Source organism: Haloarcula sp. CGMCC 1.6347 (assembly GCF_037078395.1).
GTDB lineage: Archaea > Halobacteriota > Halobacteria > Halobacteriales > Haloarculaceae > Haloarcula > Haloarcula amylolytica.
The window spans coordinates 550,394-575,470 of sequence record NZ_JAYMGX010000002.1; the positions used below are offsets into that span (position 1 = coordinate 550,394).

The window sequence follows — 25,077 nt, forward strand, 5'->3', positions numbered from 1 at the left end:
TACGATTATGTGCGTTCCGGTTGCGGTCGTTCTGCCGCGCCCCGGAGCGCACCGTCTTTGAGTTCACGAGCCTTCGCTTCGAGTCGGTCGGCTACCTCGTCGACGGGATCGCCGTTCTCGTGGCCCTCGGCCACGATATCGACCAGTGCGGAGCCGACGATAACCCCGTCAGCACCGGCAGAAACGATTCGTTCAGCGTGGTCGCCCGTCTTGATGCCGAACCCGACGGCCTTGGGCACGTCCCAGTCGGAAAGCCGGGCCAGCGACTCCTCGGTCGCGTCGTCCACGTCCTCGCGTGCGCCGGTGACGCCCAGGCGCGCCTGGACGTAGACGTAGCCCGACACCTGTTCGAGCATCCGCTCCAGTCGGTCGCCCTTCGTCGTCGGCGCGACGATGAACACCAGATCGAGGCCGAACTCGTCACAGGCCGTCCGGAGCGGGCCGGCCTCCTCAGCGGGGAGGTCCGGGACGACGAGGCCCTCGATGCCGACCGCGGCGGCCTTCTCGACGAAGGGGCGGGGGCCTTCGCTCGCGGTTTCACCGCTCGCGTTTTCCGAGTCGCTTCGCGACTCGCTATCCCCGTACTGGTAAATCAGATTGTAGTAGGTCATACACACCAGCGGCACGTCCACGTCGAGCTCCTCGACGAACTCGAAGAAGCGGTCGGGCGTCATCCCGGCTTCCAGCGAGCGGACGATAGCGTTCTGGATGGTCTTGCCCTCCGCGATGGGTTCAGAAAACGGCAGACCGAGTTCGATGACGTCGGCCCCGCCGCGGGCCAGCGCCTCGACGTACTCAATCGAGGCCTCGTAGTTCGGGTCGCCGGCCGCGAGGTACGGGACGAAGGCTGGCTCGTCAGCGAAGGCTCGTTCGAGGCCCATCAGAGGCCACCCCCGCCGACGCTGTCTCGCGGCTCATCGCCGCTCGACTGTGACGTGGGGCTTCGCCCCACGCTATCGAAGATAGACATGTCCGGCGCGATATCGAGGTCGCGCTTGCTGGTCTCCTCGATGACCGTTTCGAGGTCCTTGTCGCCGCGGCCGGAGACGTTGACGACGACGGTGTCGCCGACCTCGTCGTGGTGTTCTTCCAGATACCCGAAGGCGTGGGCCGTCTCTAGGGCCGGGATGATACCCTCGTCCTGGGAGAGTCGGTGGAACGCTTCCAGCGCGATGTCATCGTCGACGTTGACCGGGATGACGCGGTCCTCGTCGACGAGGTGGGCGAGTTCCGGACCGACGCCGGCGTAGTCAAGCCCCGCGGACACGGAGTGCGATTCCATGATCTGGCCGTCCGAGTCCTGCAGGAGCTTCGTTCGCGCGCCGTGAAGCACGCCCTCGTCGCCGGTCGAGAGCGTGGCGGAGTTGGGCGCGACGCCCTCTTCCTCGTCGACCTGCAGCGAAGAGCCGCCGGCCTCGACGGCGTAGAGGTCGACGTCGGTATCGTCGACGAAGTGCGCGAAGGTGCCCATAGTGTTCGAGCCACCGCCGGCACACGCGAGGACTGAATCTGGTAGCCCACCGGTTTTCTCGATGGCCTGCTCACGGGCCTCCTCGGAAATGACCGCCTGAAAGTCACGCACCATCTTCGGGAACGGGTGCGGGCCGACGATACTCCCGATGACGTAGTGGGTGTTCTCGACGGTGGTCGCCCAGTCCCGCATCGTCTCGGAGATGGCTTCCTTCAGCGTCCCGCGGCCGACTGTGACGGGATTGACCTCGGACCCGTTGATGCGCATCCGGAACACGTTGGGGCGCTGGCGCGCGATGTCGGTCTCGCCCATGTAGATCTCACAGGGCATGTCGAGGTGGGCCGCCGCCATCGCCGTCGCCGTGCCGTGCTGGCCGGCCCCGGTCTCGGCGATGATGCGCTCCTTGCCCATGTACTTCGCCAGCAGAACCTGGCCAAGCGCGTTGTTGAGTTTGTGCGCGCCGCCATGCAGCAAGTCCTCGCGCTTGAGGTACACGTCCGTGTCGTATCGGGCCGAGAGCTGGTCCGCGTACTGCAGTGGCGTCGGTCGGCCGCCGAAGTCGGCCAGCCGCTCCCGAAACTCGTCCATGAAGCCGTCCTCGTTTTCGAGCACGTACCGCTGGTAGGCGTCGGTCAGCTCCTCGATAGCTGGCATCAGTGCCTCGGGCACGTACTGTCCACCGTACTCGCCGAACTTGGGGTCGTGTGCGTCGTCAGTACTCATGTGTCTGTAGTCGTCTCAATCGCGTCAGTGTCCGCATCTGTTAGTCGCCGCGTGTTCGCTTCCACGTCCGTCGTCTCGCCGTGGTCCATGATCGCCGAGCCGATCAGCAGCGCGTCCGCACCGGCGTCGCGCATCCGCAAGACGTCGTCTGCTGTCTGTATGCCGCTTTCAGCAATGAGTGTGACGCCCTCTGGCACGTCGGGCGCGACGGCTTCGAACGTTCCGAGGTCGACCGCTAGCTCGCCGAGGTCGCGGTTGTTGACGCCGATGATATCCGCGCCCGCGTCGAGTGCTTTCTCGACCTCTGCCGCCGTGTGGGTCTCAACGAGGACCTGGAAACCGCGCTCGCGCGCGGCCGTGAGGAGGTCCGCGAGGTCGTCGGTGCCCTCGGCTTCGAGAAAGCGGACGATGAGCAGGACAACGTCGGCTTCCACGACGTCCAGCTGGCTCTCGTAGAGGACGAAGTCTTTCCGCAGGACGGGCACGTCGACGGCGTCGCGGACCCGTTCGAGCGTCGCCGCCGACCCGCCGAAATGCTCCGGCTCCGTCAGCACAGACAGCGCCGTCGCGCCGCCCGCGACCATCTGTTGTGCGAGGTCGACCGGGTCGTCAGTGCGCTCGCCCTCGGCGGTCGGGCTGGTGGGCTTGATTTCGGCGATGACCGGCGTCCGCCCGTCGTTTTCGGCCGCTTCGAAGGCATCGGCCAGCGACCGGGGTGTCACCGATACCCGGTCTCCGCCGCCACCGCGCTCCCGCGCCGCGTCGAGAATCGACTGGACCGCTGGTGCTATCTCCTCACTGTCGTCCATTACTGAACACTAACGTACAGAAGTGTACATAAGAGTTGCCCTATTATCTCAGGGGACGCAGAACGGGATAGTTCCTCGCGTTGTCAAACAAGCCACAGTTCTATACACCTACACGTTAAATGTTCACACATGTCGTTCCAGACATCCATCCGGCCGGCCGAACCAATGGACATCGCGGATATCCGCCGGGTCGCCAGAACCACATGGCATACCGTGTACGACGACATCCTCGGAGCAGAGACAGTGGAAGAGCACCTCAAAGAGGGGTATGCACCGCCGCTACTGGAGCAGATGATCGAACTCGAAGAGGTCGGCCTGTTCGTCTCGACGGCCGACGACGACGTGGTGGCGTACATGAGCTGTGGGATGACGGACGCGACCGGCTTCGGCGACCTCGACCTGTACGTCCACCCGGACTACTGGGGGGAAGGTATCGGGACGGAGCTGCTGCATCGCGGCGAACAGCACTTGCACGAGCTTTCCGTGCGGAAAATCCGCGACGAGGTGCTGGCCGAGAACGAGGTCGGGAACGCGTTCTACCGGAGCCACTTCGAGAAGTTCGGCGAGCGGACGACCGAGGTCGGCGGACAGGAACACCCAGTCAACGTGTACGAGCGGCGGTTGTGAACGCCGGCTCGCATTCGCAGCCCGCAGTACGTGTGTGACTCACACGCTCTCGTAGCTCGTGTAACAGCGTTTAAGCCGCTGAAACCGCTTCATCGGTGCAATGAGCTACAAGATCGGACTCGTCGGCAAGCCCTCTGTCGGCAAGTCCACGTTTTTCAATGCGGCGACGATGAACGACGTGCCCGAGGGCGCGTACCCGTTCACGACAATCGACCCTTCGATGGGCGAGGCGTACGTCCGCGTCGACTGTGCCGCCCCGGAGTTCGACCACACCTGCACGCCCAACCACGGCTACTGCACGGAGGGTGTCCGGTTCGTCCCGACGAAACTCGTCGACGTGGCCGGCCTCGTCCCCGGTGCACACGAGGGGAAGGGGCTGGGGAACCAGTTCCTCACGGACCTCAACGAGGCCGACGTGCTCGTCCACGTCGTCGACTTCACCGGCGAAACGGACCTGGAAGGAGAACCCACCGAGAACCACGACCCGCGCGAGGACATCGACTTCCTCGAAGACGAACTGGATATGTGGTATCTCGACATTCTGGAGAAAGGCATCGAGCGCTACCGCTCGGGCTACCACGGCGAGGACAAGGCCATCGAAGACGACCTCGCCGAGCAGATGTCGGCGTTCAAGATCAACGCCGACGAGATTAAACAGGTCGTACTCGCACTGGACCTGGAACTCGACCCCGACACCTGGGACGACGAGGACAGAGAGGCACTCGCTCGGGAGATCCGCATCCGGACCAAGCCGATGCTCATCGCGGCGAACAAGATGGATACTCCGGAGGCCCAGGAAAACTGGGAGCCAATCACCGAGGACCCGGAGTACAAGCACCTCACGTTCGTCCCCGTCTCGGCCCACGCGGAGAAGGCACTGAAAAACGGCAACGAGCAGGGCGTACTCGACTACCGACCGGGCGACGAGGAGTTCACCGTGACGGCGGACCTGCCCGAGGAGAAGGCCGCAGGGCTGGAACAGATCCGGGACTTCGTTACGGAGTTCGGTGGCACGGGCGTCCAGCAGGCGCTGGAAACCGCATTGTTCGAGGAACTGGGCGCAATCGCGGTGTTCCCCGGCGCTCGCAAGCCCCAGGAGGACGGCACCTTCCTGCAGGACTGTTTCGTCCTCCCCGACGGGTCGACCGCCGAGGACTTCGCGTACTTCCTGCACACCGACATCGGTGAAGGATTCCTCCACGCGCACGACGTGCGTACCGAACGACAGATCGGTGCTGACACCGAACTCGACCACCGCGACGTGGTCGAAATTACGACAACGAACTGAGCGGGTCGCTATCGGACGCTCTGTCGACACTGATTTCGTCCCAGCGACAGCCGGGCTACAGCAGGAGGTGCGCCAGCAACACGATGATGGCGACTTTCTTCACGAGGATGATGCCGATAATCAGTTGCGTCGTCGACAGCCCCCGGACGCGCTCGATGCCCCGCCGGAGGAACGCGGGCGACTGGGCGAGTTCAGCCACCAGTAACCGCCACTCCGCGCGGAACGTCTCGACGGCCGACCCCTCGCCGTCGGTGTAGGCGGCTTCCGGCCGCGGCAGCCACCGTGAGCCGGTGTATTCGAGTTCGACCAGCGACCCCTCTAAATGACTGGCCTGCTCGAACTGCAGGCCGTTCGCTTCACAGAGCCGCTCGACCTTGGCGATGTCGCGGTCGCTGTCAAGGTCGTAACGCCGCTGTATCGGGTCGGTCGCCCAGTCGAACTGGAACCGACAGACGAGTTCGCTCTCGCCGACCCACACGTCGACGATTTCGGCCAGTTCGACCGTTCCGGCCGTCTCTTTCCGCTTTTTCTGGAGGTGCTCGTACTCGGCGGGGGGCTCCGTCGAAGCCGTCACCTGGGACTCCGTCTCGGGCATACCTTCTCGACACGAGTGTTCGGCTGACGACACTATACGTTTTCTCCCGCTGGAACGGTTTGGACTCCGCGACCGGGGCGAAACGAGGACCGGCCAACGATACAGTCAGATATCCACCGGACACCCGTTGACCTCGCCGCCGCGCATCCCCTCGGCGAGCCAGTAGATAGAGAGGATCAACACCGCGAGCGCAAGCAGTGCGAACTCAAGCCCATCCAGCGGCAGAAACAACAGCGAGGTCGAGACGCCGAGCAGCGACAGCAGGCCCAGCAGGACCGCCGACCCGCAGGCCGCACAGCCCGCGCCGAGCGTTCCGAGGACGACACCCGCGACGCCCGCGCCGCCCTGCTGGAGGTCGAGGCCGTGTTCGCGGAAGTGGTAGGTCACCAGCCCGACGTCGACGCCGGTGAGGGCGGCGACGACGACCAGCAGAATTCCCTGTGCAGGGTTGAACGACGTGCCGATGAAGGGATACAGCTCCCCGAGCACGCGCAGCCGACTGGCGAGCGGGAGCGACCCACCGACTACGAGGTCAAGCACCAGCGGGACGTTCAGCGAGACGACGAACAGGGTCAGCGAGACGATTGCGGCGATCACGGCGACCGCCGCGTAGACTGGCAGCGTGAGCACGAGCCTGACCGTCCGGCCCATGAGCCGCCAGTCCCCTCGCGTCGTCGGCAGGCGGAACCCCTCTGCGGTGCTCATCCGTCGTGCTCTCCCAGCGCCTCCGCGATGAGTTCGTAGCTGACGCTCCCGTTGACCTTCGTCACGAACTCGCCGTCCTCGAACAGCAGGATAATCGGCGTCGTCTCACCCAATCCGGCGTCCTCGGCCGCCTGAATATCGGCCTGAACGGCGTCATCGTGTGCCCGATCCCGCGCGTCGCTTGCGACCGCCTCGCCGTCGATGTCGGTCTCCTCGGTGAGAAACGTCGCCGTCCGCGCCAGAACGTTGTCAGGGTCGAACGACGACTGCTCGGCGAAGTAGTGACCGAACAGCGCCCAATACGCCTCGCTGTCGCGGGCGAACGTCGACTCCAGCGCCTGCGTCGCCGGCTCACCCCAGGGATAGATCACGGGGTAGGTCCGGACGACGTACGCGCCTTTGCCCGCGTCCACGATGTTCTCTCGGATATCCGGCAGTGTTTCCTCGTGGAAGCGGCGGCATGTGGGGCAGGAAGGGTCTTCGAACGCCAGGATGACGTGGCCGCCCAGTTCGCCGCGGCGGGGCTGGGCGTCGAGGTCGGCGGCCGCCGGGTGGCTGTCGACGGATTCGGCGCTGTCCGCCTCACCACTGCACCCCGCGACTGCGCCGACGACACCCACCCCGGAAAGTGCTAGAAAGCGTCGTCTGTTCATATACGACTGGTTGGCCCGCGTTGGTTTAGCGTTTGTTCCACTATGTGGCCACGATGAGTAACCGTCTTGTCGCCAGCGGCGGTAGCATCTGCCGGCCGATGACGACGACTCACGGGGCCGAACCGGGGTGACTCCCCGGTGGTGACGAGCCCTATGAGTGCCGAGGCTCTTACCCCAACTGGTAGCTGTAGCTGACGACCGTTTGCCACGGGTATCTCTGCGGTTCGGTTGCAACTGACATGATCTGGATCTGGGACGACAGCGACTGCGATGACTCTCCTGTAGAGAGCCCCTCTGTGGAGATCCCCAACAGTTAGGGACTAAATTGTACACGGTTTTATTGTTTTGCTATCAATGTTGATATTCTCGGCAACGGTTTTTTGACTATCATTAGCTACAGGTTGAGCAATGATAGATGAGAGAGGGGAGCCATGGACCGGGAGCCGGCGACGGTTACTCGGGATGCTCGCAACTGGCGGAACCGCGACGCTGGTCGGCTGTTCGACTGGCGGAGAGACGGAAGCAAGTACAGCCGAAAGCGGGGGCGAAGCCGCCGGGTCGACCGACGGCTCGCTGTCAGTCGTCGTCAGTTCGAAAGGCTACACAGAGCAGTTGAACCTCGGGTACATCGCCTACGAATTGCTCGCCAACAACACGGGTGTGAGTCTTGTGGACGAAACCGGCTTCGGCGGGAACGCTGCACACGCCGAAGCGTATCAGGCCGGCGACATCCACGCGTACTACGATTACATGGGGTCACTGTGGGCTGCGCACCCGCCCAAGCACGACGAAGCCGACTTCGCGACACCTGACGAGCAGTACGAGGCGCTGAAGTCCGAGATGGAGTCGGAACACCCGATTCGGATTCTCGACCGCGCGGACTGGCAGAACACATGGGCCGTGTTCATCCGCGAGGACGCTATCGAAGGGACCAGTATCGAGACAATCAGTGACCTCGCCGGCTACGTCAACGACGGGAACTACGACATCAGACCGGCGTTTGGCGACGGATTCAGGACTCGTAGCGACGGCTTCGATGCCTTGCTGGAGTACTACGGGTTTGAGGCCGAGCATGTGGCGCGCTGGGAGGCAGAACAGGAGTTCATCGAGGCGGCGTCGGCGCAGGCGGCTGGCACGGCTGTCGACGAAGGCTACGCCGATCTCAGCTTCGGGTACAGCACCAGCGCGTGGCTCACAACCGTTGAAGACATCGTGTACCTCGATGACGACCGGAACTTCTGGCCGTTCTTCCACCCGGTCGGCGTCGTTCACGAGGACGTCGCGACGGACGCCGTGGTGTCGGCGCTGAACAAGATGCCGGACGCCATTCCGGACGCGAAAACGATGCAAGAGCTGAACAGTCACGCAACCGAGGTCGGCAGCCAGCAGGCGGTTGTTGACCACCTCACGGCCAACGGCTTCATCTGACTCAGTATGGAAGAATCTACAGCACATGCAGGTGACGGTGACGACGAATCAGCAGACGCGACAGAGCCAGCGGCCTCGGACACGACAGCGCTGGAGCGAGCGAAAGCCGTTGCGCTGCTGCCAGTCCGGTCGTACCTCGTCAAGTTCGCTGTTGCGTTGCTCGTGATCGTGGTACTCATCGCGGCCGGCGGGTTCTGGGTGCAGGGGAACGCAACTGCCACGCTCGAAGACGACACGGCACAACAGCTCGTACAGGAGGTCAACGCCGAGTCCGGCCTGTTGAACGAGTGGATTGAGCGCAACGAACGGCCGGTGCTCGTCGCGTCAAACAATCCGCTGCTCGGTTTCAACGCGACGCGCGAAGACCAGCAGGCCTACACGGAACGACTCGCCGCGGATGAGCTCCAGTCCGACCGCGTCGCTGCCGTCCACCTCGCAGATCCCACTGTCGGCACAGCGGGGGAGGCAAGGATCGTGGCGAGTACTGACGAAACGCTCCGCGGAACGCGTGTCACATCGGACGCACATCCGTGGGTCGACCGGACTCGGTCTATCGGCCGCGACACAGTGGTTTCATCGAACCCGTACACGAACGCGAACGGCAAGCGAGTGGTCAGTTCGATGAGTGTCGCCGCCGACTTCACACACGTACTCGTGGTCGAGTACGACGCCAGCGACCTGAGCAAGCAGTTCAGCACTGGTATCGACGGGACGTTCACACAGGTGGTCCGCCCGACATCGAGTTCGACTGAGGTGTTGTTCTCCGACGCCGGCACCGATGCCGTCGGACAGCCGTACATCCCGAACCAGTCACAGTCCGAGATTCCGGAGATCAGCACGGCTACCGAACAGGGAACCTTTACCGACACGCCAGCGAAGGACACAGTGCTTGACACCGACCACGTCGCCGCGTACGCGACCATCCCCGGCACAAACTGGGTCGTTATCAAGCACACGCCTGCGGCGAACGCGTTCGCGCTGAGCGAGCAGATTCGGACTGATATCCTGGCGTTCATCCTGCTCGCGCTCGGTGGTGTGGTCGTCGTTGGTGGAACGATTGGACGGAACACGGCGACATCCGTGCAACAGCTCTCTGCGGCCGCTACTGCCATCGAGCAGGGAGAGTACAATGTCGACGTTTCGAGCTCTCGCCGGGACGAAATCGGTCAGTTGTTCACGTCTATCGGGAGTATGCGCGACGCACTCGTCTCGAAAATCGACGAAGCCGAGGCTGCCCGTGAGCAAGCAACAGACGCCCAGGAGGAGGCCGAAGAAGAGCGAGCCCGCGCCGAGCAGGCAAAGGAAGAGGCTGAGACGCTCGCGGCGGAACTCGAACAGCAAGCGGAGGTGTACAGCGACGTGATGGAAGCGTGCGCGGACGGTGACCTGACCCGGCGTCTCCCCGAAAGCGAGACCGACAACGAGGCGATGGCGGCTATCGCGTCGTCGTTCAACGATATGCTCGCACAGTGGGAGCGCACTATCGTCGACATTCAGGAGTTCGCGGAGACCGTCACAGCCGCCAGCGAGGAGGCCGAAGTCGGAGCGACTGACGCCGAGCGTGCGAGCGGCGAGGTCAGCGAATCGGTTCAGGAGATCGCGGCTGCCGCCGACGAGCAACGCGATATGCTGGACACGGTCTCGGGAGAGATGACTGACCTTTCGGCAGCTATCGAAGAGGTGGCTGCGTCCGCTGACTCGGTTGCGGAGCACTCGAACCAGACCGCTGACGTCGCCCGAAAGGGCGAGGACACGGCCAGAGACGCGCTCGAAAGTTCACGCAGAGTACAGGAGGCAATCGACACGACTGTCGAGAACGTCGAACAGCTAGACGAGCAGATGGCGGAAATCAGCACCATCGTCGAGCTGATCGCCGACATCGCCGAGCAGACGAATATGCTCGCGCTGAACGCGAACATCGAAGCTGCCCGTGCCGACAAAGACGGCGAAGGGTTCGCCGTCGTGGCCGACGAAGTCAAGGAACTCGCCGGGGAAACGCAGGCATCGGCGACCGAAATAGAGCAACTCATTACCGACGTCCAGTCCCAGACGGAGACGACTGTCGACGAGGCCAGAGTCGCTGAGGAGTCGATGGAAGCAGGCATCAGTGCGGTCGAAGAGGTCATGGAAGCGTTCACAGAAGTGTCGGAGTACGCCGACAAAACGGACGCCGGCGTCCAGGGGATCAGCGACACCACTGACGATCAGGCCGCCAGTACTGAAGAAGCGGTCTCGATGACCGAGGAAGTCGCCGACCTCAGTGAATCCACTGCCGATGAGGTACAGAGCGTGTCCGCCGCCGCAGAGGAGCAGGCGGCCTCGATGTCGGAGATCAACGACAGCATCAAATCGCTGAGCGGGCAGGCCGAGCAACTCAAGGCGCTCCTGTCGGAGTTTGACGTCGCTGCCGACGAAAGCGAGCAATCCCGACACCGCTGATCGACAACAGCGTGAACACAGACTGACGCTCGGAGCGGTTCGGCACACGCGTTTTCCTGTACCGTTTCGCCGCGTGTATCCACAACAACACGCAACGCGTCCCAGTACGAGCAGTGATGGAGTCGCAATCCGCGTTGCAGGGACAGCGTGAACCGCCTCGGCCTGCTCCGCCTGTGGATGGTCGTCGAGCGGCTCCGACCTCGCCGGTCGGTTTCGGCGCGCGGGAATCCCCAGTACGCCTTTATTTTGGTCGGGCGAGCAACACATATGAGCGTCATCTGTGAGTTCGAGTTGCAGTCCGCGGATATGCCGCTATGTGCGGTCGCTGCCGAACTGGACACCCGGCTGATCGTCGACACCGTCGTCTCGGGAACGACCGCGGAGCCGGCACTCGTGTTCTCCGCGACGGGCGTCGAACCGGATGCCCTCGAATCGGCGTTGCTCGGCGACGAGTCCGTCGTGGAGTTTGTCGCCATGGACTCGGCTATCGTCGAGTCCCGCTATCGGGTCGTCCTCGATACGGACTACGTCGAGATGTACACCCAGCTCGTCGACCGGCAGACGTATCCGATGGGTGCGCTCGTGACCGAACACGGGTGGAAGGTGAGCACGCAGTTCGCCGACCGAGCAGACCTCGAAGCGTTCCGGGACACCTGTCAGGCCAGCAGTGTCACGTTCCGCCCGCATCGGCTCTGCGAGACGGAACACGGCGGCGACGACTACGGACTCACCGCCCCGCAGCGAGAGGCGCTGCTGGCAGCCCATCGACTGGGCTATTTCGCCGTCCCTCGCGGGGCAGACCTGACGGAACTCTCGGCGGAACTCGACGCGACCACGTCCGCGATCTCGGAGCGCCTCCGACGTGGAACGGACCAGCTGATCGACCACACGATCGCCAGCTCCGAGCAGTGACAGCAGGCCGGCCGGAGCGGAGCGGTTCCGGCGAGACGCCCCCTCTTATAAATTGCTGGACATATGTTGGCAACGGTTAGGGCTGGAGGTTGCGTAGCACTACATGACGGTGACCCAATATGACCATCCACCAGCACCCACACGTCACTGATCGCGACGCACACTTCGTCGGCGGCGGTATTGCCTCTCTCGCTGGCGCGGCGTTCCTCGTCCGGGACGGCAATATGCCCGGCGAAAACATCCATGTCTACGAAAAGCTGGACGTCGTCGGTGGCGCGATGGACGGCGCTGGCGACCCGGACGAGGGCTACCTGATCCGGGGCGGCAGGATGTTCAACTACCCGACGTACGAATGTACGTGGGACCTCTTCGAGACGATTCCGTCGCTCGAAGACGATTCGCGTTCGGTCAAAGACGTGATGGACGAGTTCAACGAAGCGCACCCCTCGTACGCGAAAACGCGGCTGATGCACGAGGGCGAGCGAATCGACGCGGGCGAGTACGGACTGACGAGCCAGCACCGGCAGTCGATAGCTCGGTTGCTCCTCACGCCCGAACCGCGACTCGGTGACACGCGCATCGAGGAGTGGTTCGACGAGTCGTTCCTGGAGACGAACTTCTGGTACGTCTGGGCGACGATCTTCGCGTTCCAGCCGTGGCACAGCGTCGCCGAAGTCCGGCGGTACATGTACCGGTTCCTGCATGAGTTCCCACGCCTGCACACCATGGAGGGTATCGACCGGACGAAGTACAACCAGTACGACTCGATGATTCTCCCGCTCCGGCGCTGGCTCGAAGACAGGGGCGTCACCTTCGAGCACGGACACGAAGTGACGGATATGGACATCGTCCCGTCGCGGACGGGACGCACTGTCGAGCGGCTCTACTGTGAAACCGACAGCGGAACGGAATCGGTCCCGGTCGAGTCGTCCGACCTCGTGTTCGTGACGAACGGGTCGATGACCGACGGCTCGTCAGTCGGCGGGATGGACGAGGTACCCGACCTGAACGAAACCGGCGCGTCATGGGAGCTGTGGAAGTCTATCACTGAGGACAACCCACAGTTCGGCGATCCGTCGGTGTTCGCGGACAACGTCACGGAGACGAAGTGGGAGTCGTTCACCGTCACCCTGCACAACACCGAGCTGTTCGACCACATCGTGGATTTCACGAACGAGGAACCGGGCAACGGGCTCGTCACTTACCTCGGGTCGAACTGGCTGTTGTCGACGGTCGTCGCCGGCCAGCCGCACTTCGCGAACCAGCCGGACGACGTGAAGGTCTTCTGGGGCTACGCGCTGTTCCCGGACCGGGAAGGGAACTACGTGGAGAAACCGATGTCCGAATGCACCGGCCGGGAGATCCTCCAGGAGCTGTGTTACCACCTGCAGTGCGAGGAACGGCTCCCGGAGATACTCGACGACGTGACCTGCATCCCGGCGATGATGCCGTTCATCACGGCGCACTTCCAGCCCCGGGAACCCGGTGACCGGCCCGAGGTCGTTCCGGACGGGTCGAACAATCTGGCGTTCCTCGGACAGTACGCCGAACAGCCGCGGGACGTGGTGTTCACCGTCGAGTACTCGGTCCGGTCGGCGATGACCGCCGTCTACGAGATGCTCGACCTCGACCGGGAAGTCCCCCCGGTGACCAAACACTACCGGAAGCCCGGTGTCATCGCGGACACTGTCCGCGCCGCGTACCGCTGAGGGAGTCGACGGCGGTACGGGCGCGGACATTCCAGCACTTTAGTATGGTGACGGAGATGGGTGTGTATGAACACACCGCCGCTCGCCGTCCGGAGGCTGCGATGGTAAACCTCGCGCTCTCGGCGGCACAGCTTGTCTTGGCGCTGGTACTCGTGGGACTGAACGGCTTTTTCGTCGCCGCGGAGTTCGCCTTCGTTCGCGTTCGCGGCACCTCTGTCGAACAGCTCGCCGACGAGGGGAAGGCCGGCGCAGGCTCGCTTCAGGCAGTGATGGCGGACCTGGACAACTACCTCGCGGTGACCCAGCTCGGGATTACGCTCGCCTCGCTGGGGCTGGGGTGGGTCGGTGAGCCCGCCGTGGCGGCGCTGCTGGAACCTGTACTGGCCCCGGTCCTCCCGGAGAGCCTCCTCCACCTCGTGGCGTTCGCGATCGGGTTCACCATCATCACCTTCCTCCACGTCGTCTTCGGCGAACTCGCACCGAAGACGTTCGCGATTGCACAGACCGAGCGGCTCTCACTGTTGCTCGCGCCGCCGATGAAGCTGTTTTACTACGTGTTCTATCCCGGTATCGTCGTGTTCAACGGCTCGGCGAACGCCTTTACGCAGTTGCTTGGTGTCCCGCCGGCCTCGGAGACGGACGAGACGCTCGGCGAGCGTGAGATACGCCGGGTGCTGGCCCGGTCCGGCGAAGAGGGGAACATCGACGCGGCGGAGGTCGCCATGATAGAGAGCGTGTTCGACCTCGATGATACGGTCGTCCGAGAGGTCATGGTCCCGCGCCCCGACGTCGTGAGCGTGCCGGCCGACGCCACGCTGTCGGATATCCGGGCAGTCGTTTTCGACGAGGGACACACTCGCTATCCGGTGGTCGATGCCGACGACAGCGACCAGATCGTCGGATTCATCGACGTCAAGGACGTGCTACGGGCCGGCGAGGAAGGCAACGAAAACACGACTGCCGGCGATATCGCCCACGAGATACCGGTCGTCCCGGAGACGACCGCTATCAACGACCTCCTGTTGCAGTTCCGGCAAGACCGCCGGCAGATGGCCGCGGTCATCGACGAATGGGGGTCGCTCGAAGGCATCGCGACCATCGAGGACGTGGTCGAGGCCGTCGTCGGCGACCTGCGCGACGAGTTCGACGTCGACGGCCGCGAACACGCCATCCGCAAGCGAAGCGACGGGAGCTACGACGCCGACGGCGGCGTCCCGCTGTCGACAGTCAGTGAGGCCCTCGGTGTCGACCTCGACAGCGACGCAGTCGAAACCGTCGGCGGGCTGGTACTGAGCCATCTCGACCGCGCGCCGGAAGTCGGCGATACCGCCGAAGCGGCCGGACACGCGTTCGAGGTGACAAGCGTCGACGGCACCCGTATCTCGACGGTTCGGATTCGAGCGAACGACGGCGACACCCCGACCACCGACTGAGCCGGTCCCAGACCCGGGTGACGAGAACAGGGCCAGTCACGGAGTGCCGCCGTCTACAAGGGAATCAGTCCTCGTCGGCCGCCAGGCTTCGGTCAACGGCTCGCTCGACGTGCAGCGCCATCGTGTCGAACAGTGGCGTGTCGGGGCAGTCCGACTGTTCGACGAGGAGTTCGATTTCGGTACAGCCGAGGACAATCCCTTGTGCCCCCGCCTCCACCAGCCCGTTGATGACGTCGAGATACCGCGCTCGTGAGTCGGGGCGCACCTCGCCGGCGGTCAACTCATCGAAAATAATCCGGTCGACATCCTCGCGGGCGCTCGGGTCGGGGACGACCGTCTCGATGCCGTGTGACGCGAACCGGTCGTGGTAGAACGCCCCCGACATCACAGTGTCCGTCCCCAGGACGCCGACGGTCTCGATGCCCGCAGCACGGATCGCCTCCGCCGCCACGTCGACGATGTGGAGGAACGGCACCGAGAGTGCCTCGACCAGTTGGGGCGCGACCCGGTGCATCGTGTTCGTCGCCATCACCACGAAGTCGGCTCCGGCGGCCTCCAGGTCCAGCGCCGCATCAACGAGAATTGACGCGGCGCTGTCCCAGGCCTGGTCACGGATACACTGCTCGATGGCGGCGAAGTTGACGCTCCGGATGACGATATCGCCTGCACTGTGCCCGCCGAGTGCGTCGTTGATTCCGCGGTCGATACGCCGGTAGTAGGTCCGCGTCGACTCGCTACTCATCCCGCCGAGGACGCCGATTGTCTGCATCTCGCCTAGTGGCATCGTGGTGACACTCAGGAGGCCCTTCCCAGCGAGATCGCTTAGCGGTTCCGCCCCCAAGCTCGCCAGTGAGCGTCGACTAGGAGGAGTTGGCCTGGGGTACGCCCTCAGAAGAACTCGGCCAGATACACCGGCTCGGACTGGAACACGGTAGCGAGCGGGTCCCGAACCGAGTCGTCGCGTATCTCCAGGCCGGCCACTCGCGCGGCGGCGTCGACGCCATGGGTCCCGACGGCCAGCTGGGAGAGGGTCGCAATATCCACCGACGCGTCGGCCGACGGCGGCTCGTTCCGGTTCGCGACCGAGTCGACGCTCGCCGAGCCGTTCTCCACGGTCAGCCGAAACAAGCCGTCATTGCGGTCGAGCAGCGGGTCGCTGACCGAGAGGGTACAGGCGAGGTCGGTGTCGGGCCAGTCGAGACGTTCGAGATGAGATATGTCGGTGAGCCGCACCATCGGTCCGGCCTCGACGGTACAGTCGACCGCGCCGGGGTCGTCGACGCGATGGAGGAGGTCGGCGTCGGGTGGCAACTGGAGTGTAACGCGCTCTATCTGTGCGCCGTGGGTCCCGAGGAACGCGAACAGCGCGCGGCGACCCTCCTCGTCGGCGGCCGCGAACTGTGTGGCCGAGAGCGTGTGGTCCGCGTCATCCGCGACGGTGTACACGACGTACCCACGGAGGTCCCCGTCGCGTTCGTAGCCGTAGCAGTACGGGACGCCGTCGTCGTCCCAGTCGGCGAGCGTCCGCTCGCGCCACCACGCTTCCGAGCGGCGGAGCGAGAGCGCCGCCCCGGCGGCTGAAGCGGTCTCGACCCGACGGAGCCGCTCCCAGTCGTCGGCGTCGAGGCGGACCAGCTGTCCGGCGGTGGAGTGGTCCGGGAGCGCCGACGGCGGCAGGTCGTAGCGGTGGTAGGTGTTCGCCGTTCCCCAGCCCAGGCGTCGGTAGAACGGCGTCGAGAACGGCCAGAGGGTGACGAACCCGACATCGGCCTCGCGGTACTCGTGTAAGGCGTGCCGACAGAGGTCGGCGGCGTATCCCTGCCCGCGGTATTCTGGTGGCGTCGCGACCGCGCCGAGGCCGCCGACCGTCGCCGCTTCGTCGCGAACGGTCGTGTCGAGATAGTAGAGCTTGCAGACCGCACGAAGGCTGTCGTCGTCGTAGAGGCCTCGCTGGTCGAACAGCGACGGCGGCCAGTCACTATCGGGCTCCGGCGTCACCGGACCCGTTTCGGGCGCGAACGCGTACTGGAGCATCCGCTGGCAGGCTTCGCGGTCAGTCGCCGGGACGGGGCGCAACTCGGACATACCGTCCCAGGTGTTCGCCAGCTACAGAAACCTAGTCATCTGTGGACCGACGCCGTGGCCGTCCCCGAGTACTGAGCCGTCACGGAACGTACCAGATACCCCGGTCACGGTCGAGGACCGACCCGACGACGATGTGCGGGAGCGCGACGATACTGATGAACACGCTCCAGAACGCCACCGCGCCGGGGAGCAGGTCGCTCGTCCCCAGTGGGTTCGGGAACGCCCAGTAGACGGCGACGAGGACGCCGAAGGTGGCCAGCGCCCCGACGACGAGGACGACCCAGGCGCGCAGTGCGACGGTCGAGGGGTCCGCGCCGCCGAGCAGGTCCCAGCGCTCGTCGCCGACCGGCTCTGTTTCGACGGACGCCGTCCGCGCCACCTGTCGGGCGGAGTACCAGAACGGGAAGTACAGGCCGACAGCCACGAGGACCGGAACGAACGCGAAGTACGCCGCCAGCAGCAGCGACTCCCCCGCGTCGACGAGCCACGAACGGCCGCCGCCGCGCACGTAGCCCAGCAGGATATGTGTCACCAGCGCGAGACCGTAGCCCGACCCGATGACGACCCGGGTCGTGTCGAACGAGCCCGCGTACGACGAGAGCGCCCCGGGTTCGACGAGCCCGACCATCAGCGCGCTGAACGCGTGGAACGTCTGCGGCCAGAACACGATGGGGACGAGCATCACCGCGCCGCCGCGGACGGCCGCTGCGAGCCCGCGCTGGAACCGTGTCCGGAGGTGCTCGGTGCCGCTCGTGGCTTCCAACACCTGCAGGCCGCCGAGGCCACCCTTCGCCATGGCGACGGTCAGCGCCAGCGCGAGGCCGGCGACTGGCGCCACGAGGAACAGGCCGACGAACCCGCCGATGGCCGCCAGATACACCACGACGTAGCGCCAGCGAAAGGCGGGGCGACGGCGACGGAGGTTCTCGAAGTGCTCGTACCCGCCGTGGGGGAGATTGAGCGCGACCATCCCGACGAGATACACCACCATCTGGGCCCGGAGCGGAACTCTGACGCCGACGGTGCCGAGGAGACCGAAAGTGACGGCGAGTACCAGCAGGCTCGCCCGCGAGAGCCAGAGCGACGGATGGCGGTCGGTGTCCCGATGCCGCTGCCAGACGGACCCCAGGCCGGTCGTGGGCATGTCGTGGGCCTAGGGAAAAACTCACAATAAACGATGCAAGCGATTCCAGCAGACTGGGAACAGACCGGTGGCTTGACTGGCGAGATACCCGTTGTGAGGTCCTGGGAATCCAGACAACCCTTTTTCAGTCATAGTCGCTAGCGGCTGCTATGCGTGATGGCCTCCCTCGCGACCGGACGGTGACCGTCGTCGGCGGCGGCTTCGGCGGCCTCTCGGCTGCGTGCTACCTGGCCGACGCCGGGGCCGACGTACGACTGCTCGAACGCCACGACCACCTCGGCGGCCACGCGGGCGTCCTCGAACGGGACGGCTTCCGGTTCGACACCGGCCCGTCGTGGTACCTGATGCCCGACGTGTTCGAGCGCTTCTTCGGGCACTTCGACCGCGAGCCCGCGGACTACTACGAACTGGAGCGGCTGGACCCCCAGTACCGGGTGTTCTGGAAGGACGGCGACCGCGTGACGATGCGGCCCAACCGCGAGAACGCCCGCGAGGTGTTCGAGTCATACGAGGACGGGGCCGGCGACGCGCTGGCCGAGTATCTCGAACGGGCCGAGCGGAACTACGAACTGGCGATGGACCGGGTCGTCTACGAGGGCCGCGAACGACTGCGTGACTACGTCGACACCGACCTCCTCCCGCTCGCGCCGCGGGCGCGGCTGTTCGGGTCGATGGACGACTACGTCAGCCGCTACGTCGACCACCCGAAGCTCCGGCAGTTGCTCGAATACACGCTGGTGTTTCTCGGCGGCGCACCACACAACACCCCGGCGCTGTACAGCATCATGAGCCACGTCGACCTGAACATGAACGTGTTCTACCCCGAAGGTGGCATTGCCGGCGTCGTCGACGGTCTCGGGTCGCTGGCGCAAGAACTCGGCGTCGACATCCAGACCGGGACGGAGGTCCAGCACATCGCCGGCGAAGCGGGCGCATTCGAACTGACTACCGACGACGGTGTCGTGGCCTCCGACATCGTGGTCAGCAACGCCAACCCGGCCCACACCGAACGAAATCTGCTGGACCCTGCAGACCGCGACCACGACCCGGACCACTGGGACGACCAGACCTACGCACCGTCGGCGTTCATGCTGTATCTCGGTGTCGAAGGCGACGTGGGTCCGCTGGCGCATCACTCGCTGGTGCTGCCGACGGACTGGGACGACCACTTCGAGCGGATTTTCGACCGCCCGGCGTGGCCCGACGACCCCGCCTACTATCTCTCGGTCACGTCGAAGACCGACGAGACAGTCGCTCCCGACGGCCACCACGCCGTCGTCGTCCTCGTCCCCATCGCGCCGGGACTCGACGACGGGCCCGTGATTCGCGAGGAATACAGGGAGTTCGTTCTGGACGACCTCGCCGAACAGACCGGCGTGGACCTCCGCGACCGCATCGTCGTCGAGGAATCGGCGTGTGTCAGCGAGTTCGCCGAGCGCTTCGGCGACCCGCAGGGGACGGCGCTCGGGCTGGCCCACACGCTGTTCCAGACCGGGCCGCTCCGCCCCGGCCACCGCGCCGGCCTGGACGGCCTCTACTACACCGGAGCCTACACCACGCCCGGTATCGGGATGCCGATGTGCCTCATCAGCGGCGAACACACCGCCCGCGATATCATCGAGGATAGCCCGTTCGAGACGAAACGGGACCGCTCGGCCTCGACGGCGGACTGACGCCGCGACCGAGTGGCAGTTCGTGGGACGGCTCACAGTGCGCTATCGCGGCACACACCGCGGCGGAGCCTCGAACGGTTTATTGTCCCGCTTCAGGTAACGGGGGCATGGAGAAGCTCCGCGAGTCGCTGCACGAGGCCCCGATCATCGACAAGGATGGATACTCCTACCTGGTCCACCCGCTCAGCAACGGCGTCCCGATGCTGGAGCCGGAACTCCTCCGCGAGGTCGTCGTCGGCGTGACGCGGGCGGCCGACCTCGACGTGGACAAGATCGTCGCGCCGGAGGCGATGGGCATCCACATCGCGACCGCGCTCTCACTGCAGACGGATATCCCGCTCGTCGTCATCCGCAAGCGCTCCTACGGCCTCGACGACGAGGTCCCGCTGCACAAGACCACCGGTTACTCAGAATCGGAGATGTTCATCAACGACATCGAGGCGGGCGACGACCTGCTCATCGTCGACGACCTGCTCTCGACCGGCGGGACGATGGCCTCCATCTGTGAGGCGCTCGACGACATCGGGGCGAACATCTCGGACATCGTCGTCGTCTTCCGGAAACAGGGCGAGTCGGCGCTCGACGACACCGACTACGAAGTGACCAGCCTGCTCGACATCTCGGTCGACCAGAACGGCGTCACTATCCACGACTGATACTGTCGGCTGTAAGTCTGTAAAGAATTTCGCCACCCGGGGTGGCGAATATCTTAAAATAGTTACAGCCAACAGTATGAGCCGGCAGTTCAGGCCGGCTTATTCTCGTTCGACAGCGGCGGCCATGTGCTCTCGGGCTTCCTCGGGCGTCATCCCGCGAACGCCACACGCACAGGAGAGCAGTTCGGGGTCAGTCAGGTCGTCGACCTCCTCGGCGCTGGCCCGTTCGAGCGCGTCGTCCGCGGCGTCGTAGTCGAACGTCACCCGATACGTGACCTGTGCCACGCCCTCGATCTGGTGGGACTCGTCGGGGTCCGGGTTCGCGATGGCGTCGGCGTGCTCTTCCTGCATCGCGGACTTCCACTGTTCGAGGTTCGCCTCGGGGTCCGAATCGTCGGGCATACGCTGGCTGTCGGCGGGGAGACTGAAAAAGCGAGCGCTGACGAGCCGGTCAGGCGGGTGCCGGGTAAGAGGTTGGCTCTCGGAACGCTTTTTCCGCCGGCAGACTCCGGTTTTCCTGTGGTCGACTTCCGCTTCGTCTCCGACCGGCCTCGGCTCCTGTTGGCCGCCGCGACTGTCGTCGCCAGCGTTGCGACGGCCGGCAGCCTCTATCTCTCGCTGGGCCTCGGACTCACGCCCTGTCGGCTCTGCTGGTATCAGCGCATCCTCATGTATCCGCTGGTGGTCGTTCTCGGCATCGCCGCCGTCGAAAACCGTCCCGGTGTCGTCCGGACGGCGCTGCCGCTGGCGGTGCCGGGGGCCGCCATCGCGGCCTACCACTCCTGGCTGCAGGTGAGCCAGACGACTTGCGGCATCGGGGCGGTCAGTTGCGCGCAGATCCAGTACCGGGTGCTCGGTCTGACCGTGCCGAACCTCTCGCTGGTGGCGTTCGTGCTGGTGACTGGGCTGGTCGTCGCGGCGTCCGTGAAGCGGTCGTAGAGTACCGGACAGCCTTCGCCGGGACCAAACCCCTTTTTCGGGTAGCCCCGCGTGGCTCCGGTATGGAATACACCAGACTCGGTTCGACCGGAACGACGGTTTCACAGCTGTGTTTCGGCACCTGGCGCTTCGGCCGGGAGACCGGCGGCGTCGTCGAGACTGACCGTGATGAAGCCCACGAACTGCTGGACGCGGCGTGGGAGCGGGGCATCAACTTCATCGACACCGCCAACGTCTACGGCAACCCCAACGGCACCAGCGAGGCGTACATCGGCGACTGGCTCGACGACTACGACCGCGAGGACTTCGTCATCGCCTCGAAGGTGTACTTCCCCTTCGACGGCCGCGGCGAGCCCGGCCCCAACGACTCCGGTCTCGGCCGCAAGCACATCCGCGCGCAAATCGAAGGCACGCTCGACCGTCTCGACACGGACTACCTCGACCTCTACTATATCCACCGCTGGGACGAGCACAGCGACATCGAGGAGACGCTGTCGACGCTCGACGACCTCGTCCGCGCGGGCAAGGTCCACCACCTCGGCGCGTCGACGATGGCCGCCTGGCAACTGACCAAAGCCCTCTGGAAAAGCGACGTCGAGGACTACGAGCGCTTCGAGGTGACACAGCCGCTGTTCCACGCCGGCTACCGCGACGACGTGAAGGACTACCTCGACGTCTGTGCCGACCAGGACATGGCCGTCTGTCCGTACTCGCCGCTGGCCGGCGGCTTCCTCACGGGTAAGTACGAGCGCACGGACGACGACGACCCGACGGCCTTCGAAGGGCCGGAAGGCTCGCGGGGCTCGCTGTCCGACCGCTTCGAGGACTTCTACCTCTCCGAGCGCGGCTGGCACGTCCTCGACGAGCTCCGCGCCGTCGCGGACGAACTCGACGCCACGCCCGCGCAGGTCGCGCTCCGCTGGCTCATCGAACAGCCGGACGTCACCTGCGTTCCTATCGTCGGCGCGCGCACCGTCGACCAGCTCGACGAGAACGTCGGCGCGGCCGACATCTCGCTGTCCGACGACCAGTTTAACCGGATTGTGAGCGCACGCTACGCCGAGGACGGCGAGCGCTGGGGCCACCGGGCGTAATCGGGATACAAACTGATCGAACCGCGTTGTAGTCGGGACGGTCCGCTGTCGTTCGCAGGAGCGTTCGATCTAATCGTGGCCGGGTCGGAACCCTGACCGACTGCTGACGGCTCTATGATGCCGATTTGCTGGCCCTGTCACCGGACGCAGTCACTGCCTCAGGTGCAATCGTCCCGAACAGCCAGACTGCGCCGCCAGCGACGAGAAACAGGCCGCCAAGCGCCGCAACTGCTGTGGTCGCCGTAGTTGCATCCGCCGCCACCCCAGCAGCAAGTGCCAGCGGCGTCCGGAGAGCCATATACGACATCGAGACCGCGGAGAGCAACGTCGCCCGCCCGACCGCCTCGACATGGTCGTTAATATACCCGTTGGCGATGGGCTGGACCAGCGGCTTTGCGGTTCGTATCGTCGCGAACGTCGGTAGTGCCACGAGCGCAATCCACAGCGGTACCACGAGCGCGACAGCCGTCAGGGCTGGCACGACGATCACGGCTTTGCGGACGCCGAGACGGGCCTCAATTGCGCCGGCGTAGTAGCCGCCAGCGGACGAGACTGCTGTCAGGGCGGCGTACAGCACACCCAGTCCGAGCGCGAGCGCCGCGCCGGCCTCGCCCGCTCGCGCCGCCGCGATCGGACCACCAGCGGGGACCTGCACGCCGAGAGCGGCGACGTACGGCCCCAGCGTCTCGACCGCCATCGGCTGGATGTAGGTGTTAGAAACGCTCAACACGGCATAGAACAGTCCGATGTACAGTATCAGTGCCCGGAGCGGCGGTCGAGCCAGATGCGTGCGGATGACGGCGACGGTTTCCAGCGGATCGAGACGGTCGCCGGAGTCAGCGTCACCACCCCGGTCTGCGTACTGCCGGTTCTTCGGCAACGAAAGCAGTGCAATGGACCCGAGGCTGTTGAAGCCGACCGCAGCAACGAACGGATAGATCGGGTCCAGCCCGTATAGCAGGCCACCGACAACCATTGAGACTGCCGCAGTCCAGTTCTGCATCGCGTCACCCCGGCCGCGGATATGGCTGAACTGCCCGCTGTCGAGTCGTTCAGAGAGTGTATCGTACAGCCACGCATCCATACTCCCCGAGCGTAACGTCAGCGCCAGCGCCCACAGTGCATAGAGGAAGCCGTACCAGAGGAACCCCGAAGCGAGAACGAAGCCTGCGAGTGAGGTAACGGTGAACAGCACGCTGAGGAGGAGGCTCGCACGCCGCCCGAGCCTGTCACCGACGTAGCCTGTTGGTATCTCGCCGACGACTGACAGCGCCGAACAGACCGCAGAGAGGACGCCGACCTGTGTGAACGTCAGTGTTCGCAGGAGAAACAAGGTGAAAATGGGAGTTATGAATCCGACCGAAATCGTGGCACGGTACAGGTAGTACCGGCGCACTAACCCACGGTCGGATACCGGTCCGAACATACGGACGTTGTCACTTTCGGGGGACTAAAGCACTTCCTGAAACGCGATTCAGTACAATTTTTGACAGGAGAGCACAGATATCAGCACCCAACGATAGTACTGCAGGGTACTGTGAATCGTCAGACCGTTTCCGATGGGTCGGTGATCTCATCAGCGGCCGGATACACGCCGACCTGGTCGCAGTGACCCGCCAGCGGGCAGGCGTCGGGGTCGTCCAGACAGGCGGGCTTCCGGGCGCTACAGTACTCCCGGCCGAACTGAATCATCGCCGTATGGCCGAAGCCGCATTTCGCCGCAGGGACGTCGCGCTCCAGATATTCGCGGACAGTCTCGTGGTCGGCGTCGGGCGGGGCCAGTCCCATCCGGCGGGCGATGCGGTGGACGTGCGTGTCGACGGGGAACACGCCGCCGCGGCCGCCCGCGAACAGCAGGACGCAGTCGGCGGTCTTCGGGCCGACGCCGTTCATGTCGAGCAGCGTCGACCGCACCTTCTCGGGGTCGCTGTCGCGGACGAACTCGTCGAACCCGACCTCACCGCCGTACTCCTCGCAGATACGCTGAGCGAGGGCAACGATGCGTTCAGATTTCTGGTTGTAGAGCCCGGCCGAGGAGATGGTCTCGGCGAGTTCGGGCTGGTCAGCATCGGCCAGCGCGCGGGCGAGGTCGGTGTCGGCGTCTCCCTCGCCGTCCGCGTCCCCGCCGTCGCTCCCGTACCGCGCCATCAGTTCGTCGTGGGCCGGCTGGCTCGCCTTGTCGGAGGTGTTCTGGCTGAGAATCGTCCGAACAAGACACTCGAAGGCGTCCCGGCCGCCGTAGGTCTTCGTCCAGTACATTTCGCCGAGGCGGTCCACGATAGCTTCGGCCCGCGTCCCAGCCGTTTCCGGGTCGAACGTGGCTGACTGGCCGCCGCCAGCGGTCCCGCCGCTGATGTTCTCCGCTGGTTCCTCGTCGCTCATAGTCGATGTCAGGGCTGGCGAACCCAAAACGCCTGCCCCGAAATTCCGCACCAGTGCAGGTTCGTCGGACGCCGGTGGCTAGGAAGAATCGGTGTTCCAGTGTGGTCCACGGCAAAGGACCTGAAATGGGGCGTCCTTGGGGCGAGACGCCCACGGGACAGACACGAAAAACTCGTGGCGCGCGGCGACGGGCTATGCCCACGGTGGTCGTCGCCGCGAAAGATGGTCGAGACTGACAGGTCAGTCCACGTTTACGTCCAGACTCTCACCTCCTGTCGGGCGGCGGGTGCGCGGACGACAGGGACGGCAGTA

Annotated in this window: 23 protein-coding genes; 11 read left to right on the plus strand and 12 right to left on the minus strand. The window is 64.9% G+C overall.

Features of this window, described 5'->3' with window-relative positions:
- Positions 1–5: 5 nt before the first annotated feature.
- The 3 genes from trpA to trpC are packed head-to-tail and all read right to left on the minus strand — an operon-like array spanning position 6 to position 3,003.
- Positions 6–881: a tryptophan synthase subunit alpha gene (gene trpA, locus VI340_RS11220; RefSeq protein ID WP_008312365.1), complete on the minus strand. Its 876-nt coding sequence runs from the start codon at positions 879–881 to the stop codon at positions 6–8.
- The gene (trpB, locus tag VI340_RS11225) at positions 881–2,194 is read right to left on the minus strand and encodes a tryptophan synthase subunit beta (protein ID WP_008312362.1); all 1,314 of its coding nucleotides are present in this window, start codon (positions 2,192–2,194) and stop codon (positions 881–883) included. Before trpB ends, trpA begins: the two co-directional genes overlap by 1 nt.
- Positions 2,191–3,003: an indole-3-glycerol phosphate synthase gene (trpC, locus tag VI340_RS11230; RefSeq protein ID WP_008312360.1), complete on the minus strand. Its 813-nt coding sequence runs from the start codon at positions 3,001–3,003 to the stop codon at positions 2,191–2,193. The genes trpB and trpC overlap by 4 nt, the downstream gene beginning before the upstream one ends.
- 129 nt (positions 3,004–3,132) lie before the next feature.
- Here trpC and VI340_RS11235 point away from each other — a divergent pair, with 129 nt between their 5' ends.
- Both VI340_RS11235 and VI340_RS11240 read left to right on the plus strand, forming a co-directional pair.
- Positions 3,133–3,630 carry a GNAT family N-acetyltransferase gene (locus tag VI340_RS11235; RefSeq protein ID WP_336358358.1) on the plus strand — a complete coding sequence of 166 codons (498 nt, stop codon included), beginning with the start codon at positions 3,133–3,135 and terminating at the stop codon, positions 3,628–3,630.
- Positions 3,631–3,730: 100 nt separating this feature from the next.
- Positions 3,731–4,918 carry a redox-regulated ATPase YchF gene (locus VI340_RS11240; RefSeq protein WP_008312356.1) on the plus strand — a complete coding sequence of 396 codons (1,188 nt, stop codon included), beginning with the start codon at positions 3,731–3,733 and terminating at the stop codon, positions 4,916–4,918.
- A 55-nt stretch (positions 4,919–4,973) separates the two neighbouring features.
- Here VI340_RS11240 and VI340_RS11245 read toward each other — a convergent pair whose 3' ends face one another.
- From VI340_RS11245 to VI340_RS11255, 3 genes are all read right to left on the minus strand, one after another.
- Positions 4,974–5,513, minus strand: a complete 540-nt coding sequence (locus tag VI340_RS11245; RefSeq protein WP_336358359.1) for a hypothetical protein — start codon at positions 5,511–5,513, stop codon at positions 4,974–4,976.
- A gap of 105 nt (positions 5,514–5,618) precedes the next feature.
- Positions 5,619–6,218 (minus strand): hypothetical protein, encoded by a 600-nt coding sequence (locus VI340_RS11250; RefSeq protein WP_336358360.1) that lies wholly within the window; start codon positions 6,216–6,218, stop codon positions 5,619–5,621.
- Positions 6,215–6,871, minus strand: coding sequence for a DsbA family protein (locus VI340_RS11255; RefSeq protein WP_049943061.1), 657 nt, complete (start codon positions 6,869–6,871; stop codon positions 6,215–6,217). The genes VI340_RS11250 and VI340_RS11255 overlap by 4 nt, the downstream gene beginning before the upstream one ends.
- A gap of 408 nt (positions 6,872–7,279) precedes the next feature.
- Here VI340_RS11255 and VI340_RS11260 point away from each other — a divergent pair, with 408 nt between their 5' ends.
- The 5 genes from VI340_RS11260 to VI340_RS11280 all read left to right on the plus strand — a co-directional run bounded on the left by VI340_RS11260 (position 7,280) and on the right by VI340_RS11280 (position 14,792).
- Complete coding sequence (locus tag VI340_RS11260) at positions 7,280–8,299, plus strand: glycine betaine ABC transporter substrate-binding protein (protein WP_336358361.1); 1,020 nt, start codon at positions 7,280–7,282, stop codon at positions 8,297–8,299.
- 6 nt (positions 8,300–8,305) lie between these two features.
- Positions 8,306–10,738, plus strand: coding sequence for a methyl-accepting chemotaxis protein (locus VI340_RS11265; RefSeq protein ID WP_336329022.1), 2,433 nt, complete (start codon positions 8,306–8,308; stop codon positions 10,736–10,738).
- A gap of 267 nt (positions 10,739–11,005) precedes the next feature.
- Complete coding sequence (locus VI340_RS11270) at positions 11,006–11,650, plus strand: helix-turn-helix domain-containing protein (RefSeq protein WP_008312344.1); 645 nt, start codon at positions 11,006–11,008, stop codon at positions 11,648–11,650.
- Between the two features lie 119 nt (positions 11,651–11,769).
- A complete protein-coding gene (locus tag VI340_RS11275; protein ID WP_336358362.1) occupies positions 11,770–13,359 on the plus strand; it encodes an oleate hydratase in 1,590 nt (529 codons plus the stop codon).
- Positions 13,360–13,415: 56 nt separating this feature from the next.
- Positions 13,416–14,792: a hemolysin family protein gene (locus VI340_RS11280; protein WP_008312338.1), complete on the plus strand. Its 1,377-nt coding sequence runs from the start codon at positions 13,416–13,418 to the stop codon at positions 14,790–14,792.
- Between the two features lie 64 nt (positions 14,793–14,856).
- On the opposite strand, the gene VI340_RS11285 is transcribed toward VI340_RS11280, so the two are convergent.
- The 3 genes from VI340_RS11285 to VI340_RS11295 form a co-directional block, all read right to left on the minus strand.
- The gene (locus tag VI340_RS11285; RefSeq protein ID WP_336358363.1) at positions 14,857–15,576 is read right to left on the minus strand and encodes an aspartate/glutamate racemase family protein; all 720 of its coding nucleotides are present in this window, start codon (positions 15,574–15,576) and stop codon (positions 14,857–14,859) included.
- Positions 15,577–15,680: 104 nt separating this feature from the next.
- Entirely contained in the window at positions 15,681–16,877 is a 1,197-nt protein-coding gene (locus VI340_RS11290; RefSeq protein WP_336358364.1) for a GNAT family N-acetyltransferase, read from the minus strand.
- Between the two features lie 79 nt (positions 16,878–16,956).
- Positions 16,957–18,021, minus strand: a complete 1,065-nt coding sequence (locus VI340_RS11295; RefSeq protein WP_336358365.1) for a Brp/Blh family beta-carotene 15,15'-dioxygenase — start codon at positions 18,019–18,021, stop codon at positions 16,957–16,959.
- 149 nt (positions 18,022–18,170) lie between these two features.
- Between VI340_RS11295 and VI340_RS11300 the strand changes: the two genes are divergently transcribed.
- Together VI340_RS11300 and hpt are read left to right on the plus strand one after the other, a co-directional pair.
- Complete coding sequence (locus VI340_RS11300; protein ID WP_336358366.1) at positions 18,171–19,694, plus strand: phytoene desaturase family protein; 1,524 nt, start codon at positions 18,171–18,173, stop codon at positions 19,692–19,694.
- 107 nt (positions 19,695–19,801) lie between these two features.
- Positions 19,802–20,350: a hypoxanthine/guanine phosphoribosyltransferase gene (gene hpt / locus VI340_RS11305; protein ID WP_008312331.1), complete on the plus strand. Its 549-nt coding sequence runs from the start codon at positions 19,802–19,804 to the stop codon at positions 20,348–20,350.
- Positions 20,351–20,449: 99 nt separating this feature from the next.
- On the opposite strand, the gene VI340_RS11310 is transcribed toward hpt, so the two are convergent.
- Positions 20,450–20,752 carry a hypothetical protein gene (locus tag VI340_RS11310; protein ID WP_008312330.1) on the minus strand — a complete coding sequence of 101 codons (303 nt, stop codon included), beginning with the start codon at positions 20,750–20,752 and terminating at the stop codon, positions 20,450–20,452.
- A 117-nt stretch (positions 20,753–20,869) separates the two neighbouring features.
- Between VI340_RS11310 and VI340_RS11315 the strand changes: the two genes are divergently transcribed.
- Complete coding sequence (locus VI340_RS11315; protein WP_008312328.1) at positions 20,870–21,289, plus strand: disulfide bond formation protein B; 420 nt, start codon at positions 20,870–20,872, stop codon at positions 21,287–21,289.
- Between the two features lie 62 nt (positions 21,290–21,351).
- The gene (locus VI340_RS11320) at positions 21,352–22,383 is read left to right on the plus strand and encodes an aldo/keto reductase (RefSeq protein ID WP_008312327.1); all 1,032 of its coding nucleotides are present in this window, start codon (positions 21,352–21,354) and stop codon (positions 22,381–22,383) included.
- A gap of 112 nt (positions 22,384–22,495) precedes the next feature.
- On the opposite strand, the gene VI340_RS11325 is transcribed toward VI340_RS11320, so the two are convergent.
- Positions 22,496–23,809, minus strand: coding sequence for an MFS transporter (locus VI340_RS11325; protein WP_336358367.1), 1,314 nt, complete (start codon positions 23,807–23,809; stop codon positions 22,496–22,498).
- A gap of 119 nt (positions 23,810–23,928) precedes the next feature.
- A complete protein-coding gene (locus VI340_RS11330) occupies positions 23,929–24,765 on the minus strand; it encodes an endonuclease III domain-containing protein (RefSeq protein ID WP_336358368.1) in 837 nt (278 codons plus the stop codon).
- Positions 24,766–25,077 lie beyond the last annotated feature (312 nt).